The organism is Tenebrionibacter intestinalis (assembly GCF_016632365.1).
Lineage (GTDB): Bacteria > Pseudomonadota > Gammaproteobacteria > Enterobacterales > Enterobacteriaceae > Tenebrionibacter > Tenebrionibacter intestinalis.
Genome location: NZ_JAEPBH010000013.1, coordinates 26,960 through 42,705, shown reverse-complemented (window position 1 = coordinate 42,705; position 15,746 = coordinate 26,960). Strand labels below are relative to the sequence as shown.

12 protein-coding genes are annotated in these 15,746 nt (G+C 55.8%); 9 read left to right on the top strand and 3 right to left on the bottom strand.

Annotated elements, in window-relative coordinates; all coding sequences use genetic code 11:
• Positions 1–34 precede the first annotated feature (34 nt).
• Entirely contained in the window at positions 35–2,200 is a 2,166-nt protein-coding gene (gene uvrD, locus JJB97_RS06510) for a DNA helicase II (RefSeq protein WP_238713222.1), read from the top strand.
• Positions 2,201–2,499: 299 nt separating this feature from the next.
• A complete protein-coding gene (gene corA / locus JJB97_RS06505) occupies positions 2,500–3,450 on the top strand; it encodes a magnesium/cobalt transporter CorA (RefSeq protein WP_238713221.1) in 951 nt (316 codons plus the stop codon).
• Between the two features lie 353 nt (positions 3,451–3,803).
• Here corA and rarD read toward each other — a convergent pair whose 3' ends face one another.
• Positions 3,804–4,700 carry an EamA family transporter RarD gene (gene rarD, locus JJB97_RS06500; RefSeq protein WP_238713220.1) on the bottom strand — a complete coding sequence of 299 codons (897 nt, stop codon included), beginning with the start codon at positions 4,698–4,700 and terminating at the stop codon, positions 3,804–3,806.
• Between the two features lie 49 nt (positions 4,701–4,749).
• Positions 4,750–5,220 carry a thioesterase family protein gene (locus tag JJB97_RS06495; protein WP_238713219.1) on the bottom strand — a complete coding sequence of 157 codons (471 nt, stop codon included), beginning with the start codon at positions 5,218–5,220 and terminating at the stop codon, positions 4,750–4,752.
• Between the two features lie 177 nt (positions 5,221–5,397).
• Between JJB97_RS06495 and pldA the strand changes: the two genes are divergently transcribed.
• From pldA to JJB97_RS06465, 6 genes are all read left to right on the top strand, one after another.
• Positions 5,398–6,261, top strand: a complete 864-nt coding sequence (gene pldA, locus JJB97_RS06490) for a phospholipase A (RefSeq protein WP_238713218.1) — start codon at positions 5,398–5,400, stop codon at positions 6,259–6,261.
• A 67-nt stretch (positions 6,262–6,328) separates the two neighbouring features.
• Complete coding sequence (gene recQ, locus JJB97_RS06485; protein WP_238713217.1) at positions 6,329–8,155, top strand: ATP-dependent DNA helicase RecQ; 1,827 nt, start codon at positions 6,329–6,331, stop codon at positions 8,153–8,155.
• Positions 8,156–8,220: 65 nt separating this feature from the next.
• Complete coding sequence (gene rhtC / locus JJB97_RS06480) at positions 8,221–8,844, top strand: threonine export protein RhtC (protein WP_238713216.1); 624 nt, start codon at positions 8,221–8,223, stop codon at positions 8,842–8,844.
• A 241-nt stretch (positions 8,845–9,085) separates the two neighbouring features.
• Positions 9,086–10,084, top strand: coding sequence for a lysophospholipase L2 (gene pldB, locus JJB97_RS06475; protein ID WP_238713215.1), 999 nt, complete (start codon positions 9,086–9,088; stop codon positions 10,082–10,084).
• Between the two features lie 30 nt (positions 10,085–10,114).
• On the top strand, positions 10,115–10,921 hold the full coding sequence (gene yigL / locus JJB97_RS06470; RefSeq protein WP_238713265.1) for a sugar/pyridoxal phosphate phosphatase YigL: 807 nt from the start codon (positions 10,115–10,117) through the stop codon (positions 10,919–10,921).
• Between the two features lie 169 nt (positions 10,922–11,090).
• Positions 11,091–11,990 (top strand): carboxylate/amino acid/amine transporter, encoded by a 900-nt coding sequence (locus JJB97_RS06465; protein ID WP_238713214.1) that lies wholly within the window; start codon positions 11,091–11,093, stop codon positions 11,988–11,990.
• Here JJB97_RS06465 and metR read toward each other — a convergent pair.
• A complete protein-coding gene (gene metR / locus JJB97_RS06460; RefSeq protein WP_238713213.1) occupies positions 11,878–12,831 on the bottom strand; it encodes an HTH-type transcriptional regulator MetR in 954 nt (317 codons plus the stop codon). The two genes, JJB97_RS06465 and metR, sit on opposite strands and share 113 nt — an antisense overlap.
• A gap of 232 nt (positions 12,832–13,063) precedes the next feature.
• Here metR and metE point away from each other — a divergent pair, with 232 nt between their 5' ends.
• A complete protein-coding gene (gene metE / locus JJB97_RS06455; protein WP_238713212.1) occupies positions 13,064–15,325 on the top strand; it encodes a 5-methyltetrahydropteroyltriglutamate--homocysteine S-methyltransferase in 2,262 nt (753 codons plus the stop codon).
• The last annotated feature ends 421 nt before the right edge of the window (positions 15,326–15,746 follow it).

Sequence of the window (15,746 nt, the reverse complement as noted above, 5' to 3'; positions counted from 1 at the left end):
GGCGCCGGCCCCTTAACCACTTGCGGCGGTGCCAATGGACGTCTCTTACCTGCTCGACAGCCTTAATGATAAACAGCGCGAAGCCGTCGCGGCCTCGCGTAGCAATATGCTGGTGCTGGCTGGGGCGGGCAGCGGCAAGACGCGCGTGCTGGTGCACCGTATCGCCTGGCTGCTAACGGTTGAGAACTGTTCTGTGTATTCCATCATGGCCGTAACCTTTACCAACAAAGCGGCGGCGGAAATGCGCCACCGCATTGGTGAACTACTCGGTACCAGCCAGGGCGGTATGTGGGTCGGGACTTTCCACGGGCTGGCGCACCGCCTGCTGCGCGCGCATCACATGGATGCCAACCTGCCGCAGGATTTTCAGATTCTTGACAGCGAAGACCAGTTGCGCCTGCTCAGACGCCTGATTAAGGCGATGAACCTTGACGAGAAGCAGTGGCCGCCGCGTCAGGCGATGTGGTATATCAACGGCAAAAAGGACGAAGGGCTGCGCCCGCAGCACATTGAGAGCTACGGCAATCCGGTGGAACAGACCTGGCAGAAGGTCTATCAGGCCTATCAGGAAGCCTGCGATCGTGCGGGCCTGGTGGATTTTGCCGAGCTGCTGCTGCGCGCCCATGAGCTTTGGCTTAACAAGCCGCACATCCTTAACCACTATCGCGAGCGCTTTACTAATATTCTGGTGGATGAATTCCAGGATACCAACAGCATCCAGTATGCCTGGGTGCGCCTGCTGGCGGGCGATACCGGTAAAGTTATGATTGTTGGCGACGACGACCAGTCCATCTACGGCTGGCGCGGCGCGCAGGTGGAAAATATTCAGCGTTTTCTGAACGATTTCCCCGGCGCGCAGACTATTCGCCTGGAACAGAATTATCGCTCCACCAGTAATATTCTCAGCGCGGCGAATGCGCTGATTGCCCACAATGCTGGCCGCCTGGGCAAAAACCTGTGGACGGACGGCAGCGACGGCGAGCCGATTTCGCTTTACTGCGCCTTTAACGAGCTTGATGAGGCGCGTTTTGTGGTTAATCGTATTAAAGCGTGGCAGGAGAACGGCGGCGCGCTCAGCCAGTGCGCCATTCTCTACCGCAACAACGCGCAGTCGCGCGTGCTGGAAGAGGCGCTGCTGCAGGGCAGCATGCCGTACCGCATTTACGGCGGCATGCGCTTCTTCGAGCGTCAGGAAATTAAAGACGCGCTCTCTTACCTGCGCCTGATTGCCAACCGCAACGATGATGCCGCGTTTGAGCGCGTGGTCAACACGCCGACGCGCGGCATTGGCGATCGCACGCTGGATGTGGTGCGCCAAACCGCGCGCGACAGCCAGCTTACTTTGTGGCAGGCCTGCCGCCGCTTATTACAGGATAAATCGCTGGCCGGTCGCGCGGCGTCGGCGCTGCAACGCTTTCTTGAATTAGTTGACGCGCTGGCGCACGAAACCGCTGAGATGCCGCTGCACGTGCAAACCGATCGGGTTATTAAAGATTCCGGCCTGTTTATGATGTATGAACAGGAAAAAGGCGAAAAAGGGCAGACCCGCATTGAAAACCTTGAGGAGCTGGTCACGGCGACGCGTCAGTTTAGCTACAACGATGAAGATGAAGATCTGATGCCGCTACAGGCATTTTTGTCTCATGCCGCGCTGGAGGCGGGAGAGGGGCAGGCAGACACCTGGCAGGACGCGGTGCAGCTCATGACGCTACACTCAGCAAAAGGGCTGGAGTTTGCGCAGGTGTTTATCGTGGGTATGGAGGAGGGCATGTTTCCAGGCCAGATGTCGCTTGATGAGAGCGGGCGGCTGGAGGAGGAACGCCGCCTTGCTTATGTGGGCGTCACTCGCGCTATGCAGAAACTGACCATTACCTACGCCGAAACGCGCCGCCTGTATGGTAAAGAAGTCTACCATCGCCCCTCGCGTTTTATCGGCGAGCTGCCGGCGGAGTGCATTGAGGAAGTACGCCTGCGCGCCACGGTCAGCCGCCCGGTCAGCCCGGCGCAGCGCACAACCAGGGCGCTTACTGAAAGCGACTGCGGCTATAAACTGGGCCAGCGCGTTCGTCATCCTAAATTTGGCGAAGGCACAATTGTGAACCTGGAAGGCAGCGGCGAGCACAGCCGCCTGCAGGTGGCGTTTCAGGGGCAGGGAATTAAATGGTTGGTCGCCGCCTACGCCAGGCTGGAAACAGTTTAGGCTGGCGTAAAATTTCAGGTATTTCTGTCGCGTGTTGACGCTTTATTGAGGCTGGCGTAACATGCGCGCACCATTACACTAAGAGGACATTCGCCTTGGACACACCCAGTCGATGCTGGCTCATTAACCTGTTACGCAGGTACAACTCCTAAGGCTTTCCTCTTATGCTGATGGCCTTAGCGGTTGTCAGCGACCGTATATTTCTTCTGTCGCATGAGCCAGTCTGTTGAACGGTCTGGTCTTCCCGGACGCTGTGTGTTTCGCGAGCTGCCCCGTTAACTTTATTGGGAGTCCCGGTCATGCTGAGCGCATTTCAACTGGATAATAACCGTCTTTCCCGGCTTGAGCTGGACGAGGGCGAGTTGCTGGAAAATTCCGTTTGGGTCGATTTGATAGAACCAGACGACGAAGAACGAAGCCGCGTACAAACCGAGCTGGGCCAGAGTCTGGCGACGCGTCCTGAACTGGAAGACATAGAAGCGTCTGCGCGTTTTTTTGAAGACGAAGACGGCCTGCACATCCACTCCTTTTTCTTTTTTGAAGATGCGGAAGACCACGCCGGCAACTCGACGGTGGCGTTCACCATTCGCGATGGGCGGCTTTATACCCTGCGCGAACGTGAACTGCCCGCGTTTCGCCTGTACCGCATGCGCGCCCGTGGCCAGACGCTGGTAGACGGCAACGCCTTTGAGCTGCTGCTTGACCTGTTCGAAACCAAAATTGAGCAACTGGCGGATGAAATAGAAAATATCTACAGCGATCTGGAAAAACTCAGCCGCGTTATTATGGAAGGTCAGCAGGGTGACGAATATGACCAGGCGCTTTCCACGCTGGCGGAGCTGGAAGATGTGGGCTGGAAGGTGCGCCTGTGTCTGATGGATACCCAGCGCGCGCTGAACTTCCTGGTACGTAAGGCGCGCCTGCCGGGGAGCCAACTGGAGCAGGCGCGCGAGATCCTGCGCGATATCGAATCCCTGCTGCCGCATAATGAATCGCTGTTCCAGAAGGTGAACTTCCTTATGCAGGCGGCGATGGGCTTTATTAACATTGAACAGAACCGCATTATTAAAATCTTTTCGGTGGTATCTGTGGTTTTCCTGCCGCCGACGCTGGTGGCTTCCAGCTACGGGATGAACTTTGAGTTTATGCCGGAGCTTCACTGGAATTTTGGGTATCCGGCGGCAATTGTCTTGATGATGCTGGCAGGGCTTGCGCCGTATTTGTATTTTAAGCGAAAGAACTGGTTGTAAGGGCGGGTCGCAAGGCTGCGTTTTACTTTAGTCAGGCTAAGAACCAGCGTTTGGGGAACCGGAGGCTGGTTTGTTATTTTTTAGTGGTTCTGTTTTCTGGAGCGTTCCGTTCACATCCGCATCAGCGTTCTCACAGAGATACCGGCATACGTGAACGGGTAAAGGAGCGCTCAATCGCCGCGTCCCTGCGGTCCGCTCCGGCCGGGCGTGAACGCTTCGGCGTTTTTCAGCCGGAACTGACAGCCCGTGGGAATACGCATTTTTCCTTTGTCGCTGTAAGGCTGAAATAAAGGCAAGGGCGAAGGACAAAGCAATAACCGGCTTTCCTGATGCCTGAAGAAAGCCGGTCTGCGTTACAGACTGCGGCGGGTGCGGTGCTGGGTGTAGACGGCATCCATAATAAACAGCGCCAGCGCGGCCCAGATAAAGCCGAAGGTCGCCATTTTGTCGTGGCCTGGCGCTTCGCCGTAGAACATGACCGCCAGCAGGAACATTAACGTTGGGCCAATATACTGGAAAAAGCCCAGCGTCGACAGGCGCAGGCGGTTTGCGGCGCCGGTAAAACACAGCAGCGGCACGGTCGTTACGATGCCTGCTGCAATCAGCAGCAGATTCAGGCTGAGCGGGTTCTGGCCCATATGGCTGGTCGCGCTGTCGGCAATACCAAACAGATAAATGGCCGCCACCGGCAACAGCCACAGCGTTTCAATTAGCATACCGCTGCCGGCATCCACAGCTACGCGTTTGCGAATCAGGCCGTAAAAGGCGAAACTGAACGCCAGGCCCAGCGCAATTAACGGTACGGAGCCGAAAGTCCACAGTTGCACCAGCACGCCGCATATTGCCAGCAGTACGGCAAGCCACTGCATGCGGCGAAAACGTTCGCCGAGGAAAACCATACCCAGCAGCACGTTTACCAGCGGATTAATAAAATAGCCCAGACTTGCTTCCAGCATGTGATGGTTGTTTACCGCCCAGATAAATAAAAGCCAGTTGCCGCCTATCAATACCGCCGACAGCCCAAGCCCGAACGCTTTCTTCGGCGTGTTGAGAATCTGGCGTACCTTCGTCCACTGGCGGCCCAGCGACACCAGCGCCACCATAAAGAAAAACGACCAGATAACGCGATGCGTCAGGATTTCGTCGGCGGGGACATAATGAATCAGCTTGAAATACGCCGGGGCGATACCCCAGATAAAATAGGCGGTCAGAGCAAGGAGCACGCCCTGGCGCGTTTGCTTAGCGTCCATGAATTGACTTTTGTTTACAAATGGGGGGGCCAGTGTAACAAAGCTGTAGTTAACCCACCATATATGTTGCCGTCGCGCTGGCGATATGGAGCTGCGTTTCGTTATGCAGCTCTACCCTCGCCACGGCAACTTTATTGCCTGCGCGCAGCAGGCTGCTGGTGGCGGTGAAGCGCTCGCCGCGCCCTGGCCGCAGGTAATCCACGCGTAAATCGATAGTTCCCATGCGCGCCAGGCGCTGGCGTAGCTCCTCTTGCGCAATGGTTTCATGACGCGTCAGCGTGCTGCCTACGCATACCAGCCCGGCCGCTACATCCAGCGCAGCAGCAATGGCCCCGCCGTGCAGGATGCCCTGCGCATGGTTGCCCACAAGCATGGCCTGATGGCTGAATGCTATCTGAGCGAATGTGGGTTCATAACGCTCCAGCGCCAGCCCAAGCGCCTGGTTAAACGGCATCTGGTAAACAAACACTTCGCCGACCAGTTTCAGCACGGTTTCGCGGGTAAGCAGGTTGCCTGACATACGGCTCTCCGGTGATATTTTCGCGATAAAGTTGCGGTGTATTACGGCTATGTTCCGTTAAAGTCCCTTTCCAATTTTGAGATAAACGGTGACAATTCAGCCGGTCAATGCACATGTAATATGTCGCCAACAAAAAATTATTCAGGATTTCTTATTTTGTAAAGGAGAGCAGGAACAATGCACAAAATTTTGGGGGGCGTGTTGGCCGCAGCGTTATTGCCGCTTGCGGCGTTTGCCGACGGCGTTGCGAAGCCGAACGGTAATACAGCTGAGCGCGGCGGCATCACCGCTAACCTGCTTCAGGACAATGGAGATTTTCTGACGCTCCACCCTTACGACAGTAATTATTTACTCTATACCTTTACCGATCATATTAATAAAAAGAGCATTGAAACGTATGACTGGGGCCGTGATGCGCGCCGCGATGAGGTGGCATTTCAGTTCAGCGTCGCTTTCCCTTTCTGGCGCGGCATACTTGGCGATAATTCCGTACTGGCCGCCTCGTATACCCAACGTTCGTGGTGGCAGTTAACTAACCGCAGCCAGTCGGCGCCGTTTCGTGAAACCAACTACGAGCCGCAGTTGTTTCTCGGCTTTGCTACGGATTATCGGTTAGGCGACTGGACGCTCAATGATGTGGAAGTCGGTTTCGATCACCAGTCCAACGGTCGCGCCGAGCCGACCTCGCGTAGCTGGAACCGCGCTTATACTCGCCTGAGGGCGAAAAACGGCAACTGGCTGGTAGAGGTCCGCCCCTGGTTTGTTGTGGGCAATGTAAATGACAACCCCGATATTACCCGCTATACCGGCTACTATCAGTTAAAAATGGCTTACGCGCTGGGCGATACAACGCTCAGCCTGAAAGGCCAGTACAACTGGAATACCGGTTATGGAGGCGCGGAGCTGGGCGCAAGCTACCCTATTACGCAGCATATGCGGCTTTACGGCCAGATTTACAGCGGGTACGGGGAGTCCTTAATTGACTACAATTTCAATCAGACGCGTATCGGTTTGGGAATCATGCTCAACGATATACTCTGAGGCATTGCAGTTTCTCTCGCAGGCGCTGAAAATAACGCCTGTTTCTTTTTAAACAAATGGGGTGAGCGTGGCGCAGGCGGAAGTATTGAACCAGGAGTTGCTGGCAAAGCAGGTTTTACAGGAAACCTTCGGCTATCAGCAGTTCCGCCCGGGCCAGGAGACCATCATCAATACGGTGCTGAGCGGTCGGGACTGTCTGGTCGTTATGCCCACCGGCGGCGGTAAGTCGCTCTGTTATCAGATACCTGCGCTGGTGTTTAGCGGTCTCACGGTTGTGGTTTCTCCGCTTATCTCGCTGATGAAAGACCAGGTCGATCAGTTGCTGGCAAACGGCGTGGTTGCCGCCTGCCTTAACTCAACCCAGAGCCGCGAAGAGCAAATGGCGGTGCTGGATGGCTGTCGCAGCGGCCGGGTGCGTCTGCTCTACATCGCGCCTGAGCGGTTGATGATGGATAACTTTATCGATCGGCTGTCGCAGTGGAACCTGTCGCTGCTTGCGGTGGATGAAGCGCACTGTATTTCTCAGTGGGGACACGACTTTCGTCCGGAGTACGCGCTGTTGGGGCAGTTGCGCGTTCGCCTTGCGCAGGTGCCGTTTGTTGCGCTGACCGCTACCGCCGATGAAACCACGCGCCTTGATATTGTGCGTCTGCTTGGTCTTCACGAACCGTTAATCCAGGTCAGCAGCTTTGACCGGCCTAATATCCGTTACATGTTGATGGAAAAATTCAGGCCGATGGATCAGCTATTGCGCTACGTGCAGGAGCAGCGCGGCAAATCGGGCATTATTTACTGCAACAGCCGCTCAAAAGTGGAAGATACCGCAGCGCGCCTGCAGGCCCGCGGCATCAGCGCCGGCGTCTATCATGCCGGCCTGGATAACGAAATACGTGCAAGCGTGCAGGAGAAGTTTCAGCGCGATGACCTGCAAATTGTGGTGGCGACCGTGGCCTTTGGCATGGGCATTAATAAGCCTAATGTGCGCTTTGTGGCGCACTTTGATATCCCGCGCAATATTGAATCTTACTATCAGGAAACCGGTCGCGCCGGGCGAGACGGCCTGCCTGCGGAAGCGATGCTGTTTTACGATCCGGCGGATATGGCGTGGCTGCGCCGCTGCCTGGAGGAGAAGCCCGCCGGCCAGCTTCAGGATATTGAGCGCCACAAGCTCAACGCGATGGGGGCATTTGCCGAAGCGCAGACCTGCCGTCGCCTGGTGCTGCTTAATTACTTCGGCGAAGGGCGTCAGCAACCGTGCGGTAACTGCGATATTTGCCTCGATCCGCCGCGCCGCTACGATGGGCTGGTGGATGCGCAAAAAGCGCTTTCGACTATTTATCGTGTGAATCAGCGCTTTGGGATGGGTTATATCGTGGAGGTGTTACGTGGCGCGAACAACCAGCGTATCCGCGATTTTCAGCATGATAAACTACCGGTATACGGCATTGGTCGCGATCAGAGCCAGGAACATTGGGTGAGCGTGATTCGCCAGCTTATTCACCTTGGCGTTGTGACGCAAAACATTGCCCGGCACTCGGCGTTGCAACTGACGGAAGCCGCACGCCCGCTGCTGCGTGGCGAAACGCCGCTGATGCTGGCCGTGCCGCGCGTACAGGTGCTCAAGCCGCGCGTCAATTCGCGTGCGGCGGTCGGCAATTACGATCGTAAGCTGTTTGCTAAACTGCGTAAGCTGCGCAAAGCGATTGCGGATGAAGAAAATATTCCGCCTTATGTGGTGTTCAACGATGCCACTCTCATCGAAATGGCCGAACAAATGCCGCTTAGCCCCGGGGAAATGCTAAGCGTTAACGGCGTGGGCACGCGAAAGCTGGAGCGTTTTGGTATGACGTTTATGTCGCTGATTCGAGAGCATGTGGATGGCGTTGATGAGTAACCTGTAGCCAGCCTTATAGAATCGTGCCAGGATGAACGCACATTTTTTTCATCCTGAGCGTAACTATGTTGATGCTGTTTCTTACTGTGGCGTTAGTGCATATCGTCGCACTGATGAGCCCAGGCCCCGACTTCTTCTTCGTTTCCCAGACTGCCGTCAGCCGTTCCCGCAAAGAGGCGATGATGGGCGTGACAGGCATTACCTGCGGCGTGATGGTCTGGGCAGGCGTTGCGCTGCTCGGCCTGCATTTAATTCTGGAAAAAATGGCGTGGTTACACAATATCATTATCGTCGGCGGCGGCCTTTATCTGTGCTGGATGGGCTATCAGATGCTGCGTGGCGCGTTGAAGAAAAAAACTGACGTTATGGCGCCGGCGCCGCAGGTTGAACTGGCGCGCGGCGGGCGCAGTTTTGTGAAAGGGCTGCTGACCAATCTGGCAAACCCGAAAGCGATTATCTATTTTGGCAGCGTGTTTTCACTGTTTGTGAGCGACAATATCGGCGCGTCTGAGCGCTGGGGTATCTTTGCTTTGATTGCTCTGGAAACGCTGGCGTGGTTCACTCTGGTCGCCAGCCTGTTCGCGCTGCCTGCCATGCGCCGCGGCTATCAGCGTCTGGCGAAGTGGATAGATGGCGTCGCCGGAGCGCTGTTCGCCGGGTTTGGCCTTCATCTGATCATTTCGCGCTAACGTTTGTGCCGGGCGCGCGCCCGTATATCCATCCCTTGCTAAGAACGCTGCGTAAGTTAAGTGAAATTCAGCGGTGAAGATTGCCGCGTTGGCCGCAGTTGCCGTATTAACCCTGCCTGGCCTGTCCAAAACGCACGAGAAACTCCCGATAAAAAGCCGTTTTATGTCACAATACGGCGTTGATTGCGATGGTGCTTCAACTGCGAAAAACGGCGATATTTCACGCGCGGAGGCGGCAAAAATGTCCGAAACCCGGCACAGAAAAAGCTGGCAAAACAGAGAACAGGCTTTTGCGGCCTTTACCACAGGGCCGCTGACGGATTTCTGGCGACAGAGAGAAGAGTGTGAACTGACGGGCGTTGATGGCGTTGTGCTGCGCTTTGTGCGCTTTGTGTCGCCGCAGCATCAACGGGTGATCCTGATTTCGCCCGGGCGGATTGAAACTTATGTGAAGTATGCGGAACTGGCCTGGGATCTGTTCTACTGCGGCTATGACGTGCTGATTATTGATCATCGCGGCCAGGGGCGTTCCGGGCGCATGTTGTCTGATACCCATCGTGGGCATGTTGTGCGCTTTAGCGACTATGTGGACGATCTTGAGCTGCTGTGGCAGCGCGAAATCGCCGCAGGAAAGTGGCGCAAACGCTATGCGCTGGCGCACTCAATGGGCGGTGCTATTACCACGCTGTTTTTACAGCGTAATCCGCAGGCATTTGACGCCATAGCGCTATGCGCGCCGATGTTTGGTATTGTTCTGCATCTACCGGAATGGATGGTGCGCCATATTCTCGACTGGGCTGAAGGGCGCCCGCGGGTTCGCGAAAATTATGCCATTGGCACCGGGCGCTGGCGCGCGCTGCCGTTTAGCCTCAATGTATTAACCCACAGCCGCGAGCGTTACCGCCGTAACTTGCGTTACTATGCCGATGAACCCGGCCTCAGGGTAGGCGGGCCGACCTATCACTGGGTGCGCGAAGGCATACTCGCGGGTGAACAGGTGATTGCCCATGCGCAGCAAACCATCACGCCGATGTTGTTGATACAGGCCGAAGACGACCGCGTGGTGGATAACCGCATGCACGACCGCTTCTGTAGCCTGCGTACAGCGGCCGGGCACCCCTGCGACGGGGGAAAGCCCCTGGTTATTCGCGGTGCGTTCCATGAAGTTCTGTTTGAAAAGGACAAAATGCGCGCCAGGGCGCTGAACGCTATCGTCGATTTTTTTGACCGCTACAACTGAATGACTAACACCAGAGGTAAAATGAAACCGATATACCAGGTTGTTGCATCTGATTTGGATGGCACGCTGCTGTCGCCTGACCACACGCTTTCACCTTACGCTAAAGAAACGCTGAAGCTGCTCACCGCTTGCGACATACACTTTGTTTTCGCTACCGGTCGTCACCATATTGACGTGGCGCAGATTCGCGATAGTCTGGAAATTCGCGCTTACATGATTACTTCCAACGGCGCGCGCGTACATGATACTGACGGAAACCTGGTTTTCACACACGATCTGGACGGTGATATCGCCGCCGATCTGTTTGGCGTTGTGTACAGCGATCCGCATATCGTTACCAATGTATACCGTAATGACGACTGGTTCATCAGCCAACATCGCCCGGAAGTGATGGAATATTATCAGGAAGCTGAGTTTAGTTATCAGTTGTTTGAACCGGGTCTGCTGGACACGAACGGCATCAGCAAGGTGTTTTTCACCTGCGACGACCACAACAGGCTGCTCACGCTGGAGCAGGCCATCAACGCGCGCTGGGGCGACCGGGTTAATGTCAGTTTCTCTACTCTTACCTGCCTTGAAGTCATGGCGGGTGGGGTATCCAAAGGCCATGCGCTGGAGGCGGTGGCCAAAGCAATGGGCTATGAACTGAAAGCCTGCATCGCTTTTGGCGACGGTATGAATGACAAAGAAATGCTCTCAATGGCAGGAAAAGGGTGCATTATGGGCAATGCCCACCAGCGTTTGAAAGATCTGCTGCCGGAGCTGGAAGTGATAGGCACCAACGGTGAAAATGCTGTTGCGCGCTATCTGCGCCGCCTGTTTCTGGATACGGTGTGACGGCCTGTCTGACGAATGGCTGTTCTCTGACCATTCGTCAACCTTATTGTTCGCTACAATGCTTCCCCTACACTGGAATTTTTTCATTATGATTCGGGGCGTTTGACTCTGGAAACAGGCGCGATAGAGTTTGGTCGCACCAGAGCCGCCGCCTGAAGCGGAGCATTACGTGGCGTTACTTATCATTACTACCATTTTATGGGCATTTTCGTTCAGCCTGATAGGCGAGTACCTGGCCGGATACGTTGACAGCTATTTTTCGGTATTGATGCGCGTGGGGCTGGCAGCGCTGGTATTCCTGCCGTTTTTGCGTGTACGCGGCTATTCGATCAAAACGCTCATCCTGTATATGCTGGTCGGCGCGCTGCAGTTGGGTATCATGTATCTGCTGAGCTTCCGGGCCTATCTTTATCTGTCCGTTTCTGAGTTTTTACTTTTTACTGTGCTGACGCCGCTCTATATCACGCTGATTTACGATCTTATCAGCGGGCGAAGGCTGCGCTGGGGCTATGCCTTAAGCGCGTTGCTGGCGGTACTGGGCGCGGCGATTATCCGCTATGACCGCATAAGCGATCATTTCTGGATGGGGCTGATGTTGGTTCAACTGGCGAATATCAGCTTTGCGATTGGAATGGTGGGCTACAAGCGACTGATGGAGGTACACCCCGTGCCGCAGCGCTGCGCCTTTTCCTGGTTCTACCTTGGGGCGTTTATTGTGGCGCTTGCAGCCTGGTTTGCGCTGGGCGATGCGCAGAAGCTGCCGACTACCGGCGTTCAGTGGGGCATTCTGATCTGGCTGGGCGTGGTTGCGTCCGGGCTTGGATATTTTATGTGGAACTACGGCGCCACCCAGGTGGATGCGGGTACGCTTGGCATTATGAACAACGTTCATGTTCCGGCAGGCTTGCTGGTTAACCTTGCTATCTGGCAGCAGCAGCCTCACTGGCCGAGTTTTCTCACGGGGGGAGCGGTAATACTGGCTTCCCTGTGGGTACACCGACGCTGGGTTGCTCCGCGCTGCGCACAAACGGCAGACGCTCGCAGGCGTGATTGCGCGCTGAGCGAATAAACGCGTCCGTTGCCGGTTGGCGCTGTTCGCCGTCGCGCACGGCGGCGTACAGCCGGCTCCACAGGCCGTCGCCAGGCGTTTTGGTGACGATTAACCCCTGGCGTTCAACGCTTTCCACCACCCAATGCGGCAGCGCGGCGATACCCATCCGCGCTGACACCATTTGAATCAGCAGTAGGGTATTATCCACGCTTTTCAGGGTCGGGCACACGCCTGCCGGTTGCAGGAAGCGACGCCAGATATCGAGTCGATCGCGCTGCACCGGGTAAATTAATAACGTTTCATTTTCCAAATCGCCTGGCGTGATATGCGCTTTACTCGCCAGCGGATGGTCGTTGGCCAACACCAGCCGCACTTCATAATCAAACAACGGTGAATAATGCAGGCCGCTGCGCGGCAGGATGTCGGATGTCAGCACGATATCCAGTTCGCCCCGCTGCAAGGCTGGCTGCGGATCGAAGGTGACGCCGGAATGAAAATCCATTTCTACCTGCGGCCACTGCTTGCGAAATGCCTCCAGCGCAGGCGTCAGCCACTGGATACAACTGTGACACTCAATGGCAAGGCGCAGCCGTGCCTGCTGTGGTTCATTGCAGGCCTGGAGCGCGCGGTTGATTTGCGGCAACACCTGCCCGGCCAGCCGTAGCAGGATTTCACCCTGTGGCGTAAACCGTAGCGGTTGGCTTTTACGCACAAAGAGCCGAAAACCGAGACGCTGCTCAAGTTCGCTGAACTGATGCGACAGCGCGGATTGCGTTTGATGCAGGGTTGTCGCCGCGCCCGCCAGAGAGCCGCTGGCGTGCAGCGCTTGCAGGGTTCGCAGATGTTTTATTTCAATCATGAAAGTCCTTCACTTCGCTATGAACAATTTGCGCTTGAGGAATATACAGTATCTGGCAAATATGGATGTGTAAACATCCAGACGTCCAAATCCTTCGTCTTTCGTCTACATGACGCGTTGGCTGCGTTTACTCACGCCGGGAACGGCCTTAAGTCAGTTCCCGACAAATTGTGAACCTGCCGCCTTCCTGATGCCGAAAGCCTGAGGTTTCACTGAATATGAGGCCAAACAAATGACTATCCGCAACCACACCCTTGGTTTCCCTCGCATCGGTCTGCGCCGCGAACTGAAAAAAGCGCAGGAGCGCTACTGGGCCGGCCATAGTTCGCGTGATGAACTGCTGGCCGTTGGCCGTGAGCTGCGCGCGCGCCACTGGCGCCAGCAGAAAGAGGCGGGCATTGATCTGCTGCCGGTAGGTGATTTTGCCTGGTACGATCATGTGCTAACTACCAGCCTGATGCTGGGCAACGTGCCGGCGCGCCATCAAAACCTGGATGGCCGGGTTGATATTGACACGTTGTTTCGTATTGGCCGGGGCCGTGCGCCCACTGGCGAACCTGCCGCCGCGGCGGAAATGACTAAATGGTTTAACACCAACTATCACTACATCGTGCCGGAGTTTTCTAAAGGCCAGCGTTTCACCCTGACATGGACGCAGTTGCTGGAAGAAGTTGATGAGGCGTTAGCGTCAGGATACAACGTCAAGCCGGTGCTGCTGGGGCCTGTAACTTACCTGTGGCTTGGCAAGGTGAAGGGCGAACGGTTCGATCGTCTGACGCTGCTCAATGACATTCTGCCGGTGTACCAGCAGGTGCTGGCTGAACTGGCGAAGCGCGGCGTGGAATGGGTACAGATTGATGAACCTGCCCTTGTGCTGGCGCTGCCGCAGGCGTGGCTGGAGGCCTTTAAACCAGCCTATAACGCGCTGACCGGCCGCGTTAAGCTTTTGCTTACCACCTATTTTGAAGGCGTTACCCATAATCTTGACGCCATTACCGCGCTGCCTGTGCAGGGCCTGCATGTGGATCTGGTGCATGGCCGGGATGACATCAATGTGCTGCATCGCCGCCTGCCTGCGGACTGGCTGCTTTCCGCCGGGCTTATTAATGGCCGCAACGTCTGGCGTGCCGATCTCACGGAAAAATACGCGCAGGTTAATGCGCTGGTGGGCCAGCGCGCGCTGTGGGTGGGCTCATCATGTTCGCTGCTGCACAGCCCTATCGACCTGACTGTGGAAACGCGACTGGATGAAGAAATTAAAAGCTGGTTTGCATTTGCGCTGCAAAAGTGTGAAGAGTTGACGTTACTGCGTGATGCGCTCAACAGCGGCGATATCGCAAAAATTGCCGCCTGGAGCGTGCCGATACAGGCCCGCCGTGACTCCAGCCGCGTGCATAATCCTGCGGTGGAAAAGCGCCTGGCGGCAATCTCAGCGCAGGACAGCCAGCGCGCCAGCCCGTACCCTGCGCGTGCCGAAACCCAGCGAGCGCGCTTTCGGCTGCCGGCGTGGCCGACGACGACTATCGGTTCTTTTCCGCAAACGACGGAAATTCGCAGCCTGCGTCTTGATTTCAAAAAAGGCATCCTGGATGCCGGCAACTATCGCACCGGTATCGCAGAACATATTAAGCAGGCGGTGCAGGAGCAGGAGCGACTAGGGCTGGATGTACTGGTGCACGGCGAAGCCGAGCGTAATGATATGGTGGAGTATTTCGGTGAGCATCTGGACGGTTTCGTTTTCACGCAAAACGGCTGGGTGCAGAGTTATGGTTCGCGCTGCGTGAAGCCGCCGGTCGTAACAGGCGACGTGAGTCGCCCAAAACCGATAACCGTTGAGTGGGCAAAATATGCACAATCCCTGACCGACAAACCCGTTAAGGGCATGCTGACCGGGCCGGTGACCATTCTTTGCTGGTCGTTTCCGCGTGAAGATGTCAGCCGTGAAACCATCGCAAAGCAAATTGCGCTGGCGCTGCGTGACGAAGTGGCGGATCTGGAAGCGGCCGGCATTGGCATTATTCAGATAGACGAGCCAGCGCTGCGTGAAGGCCTGCCGCTTAAGCGCAGCGACTGGAAGGCGTACCTGGAATGGGCGGTGGAGGCGTTTCGCCTCAGCGCGGCGGTGGCGCGGGATGAAACTCAGATCCACACCCATATGTGCTACTGCGAATTTAATGACATTATGGATTCCATCGCCGCGCTGGATGCTGATGTGATTACCATTGAAACCTCGCGTTCCGACATGGAGCTGCTTGAATCGTTTGAAGCTTTCGAGTACCCGAACGAAATCGGGCCTGGCGTGTATGATATCCATTCGCCAAACGTGCCGAGTGTGGAATGGATTGAAGCGCTGCTGAAAAAGGCGGCGCAGCGTATTCCGGCGCAGCGTCTGTGGGTCAATCCAGACTGCGGTCTGAAAACCCGCGGCTGGCCGGAGACCCGCGCCGCGCTGGCGAACATGGTGCAGGCCGCGCAGAATCTGCGAAGGGCGTAATTTATGCGTAAAATACGCCGGTAAATTGCCGGCGTCAGATTGTTGACAAAGAAGGAAAAAACGGGGTTTTTCCTTCTTTGTAGTAAGCAGGCGAAAATCAATACGTTGATTTTCCTTATTTTTTTATTGACCTTCATCCATCCTGTCTGCGACAGGATGGGGTTTGACAGCAGTCTCACGCCGGTAAATTGCCGGCGTTTGTTTTTCTGGTGTGGGTCAGGCCGCCTGTTTGTAAGGGAGCGGCAGTGACTGTTTTCGGCTGCCTTCATTTCTCTGCCCGCCATCCGCCCCCCTTGATCGTGATGTTTGTCATATTTGAGCGACGGCCTTCCTCGCTGCGAACTGACTTTATGAATGCGCTCACAAATATAATAACATTATATTGTTATAACAAATAAACATCATAACAAAAAAGGACGCT

Bases quoted from the DNA above. Each gene is read 5' to 3' on its own strand.
- rhtC (WP_238713216.1), top strand. From the start codon at position 8,221: ATGTTGATGCTGTTTCTTACTGTGGCGTTAGTGCATATCGTCGCACTG.
- metR (WP_238713213.1), bottom strand. From the start codon at position 12,831: ATGATTGAAATAAAACATCTGCGAACCCTGCAAGCGCTGCACGCCAGC.
- uvrD (WP_238713222.1), top strand. From the start codon at position 35: ATGGACGTCTCTTACCTGCTCGACAGCCTTAATGATAAACAGCGCGAA.
- pldB (WP_238713215.1), top strand. From the start codon at position 9,086: ATGTCCGAAACCCGGCACAGAAAAAGCTGGCAAAACAGAGAACAGGCT.
- rarD (WP_238713220.1), bottom strand. From the start codon at position 4,700: ATGGACGCTAAGCAAACGCGCCAGGGCGTGCTCCTTGCTCTGACCGCC.
- corA (WP_238713221.1), top strand. From the start codon at position 2,500: ATGCTGAGCGCATTTCAACTGGATAATAACCGTCTTTCCCGGCTTGAG.
- JJB97_RS06495 (WP_238713219.1), bottom strand. From the start codon at position 5,220: ATGTCAGGCAACCTGCTTACCCGCGAAACCGTGCTGAAACTGGTCGGC.
- metE (WP_238713212.1), top strand. From the start codon at position 13,064: ATGACTATCCGCAACCACACCCTTGGTTTCCCTCGCATCGGTCTGCGC.
- pldA (WP_238713218.1), top strand. From the start codon at position 5,398: ATGCACAAAATTTTGGGGGGCGTGTTGGCCGCAGCGTTATTGCCGCTT.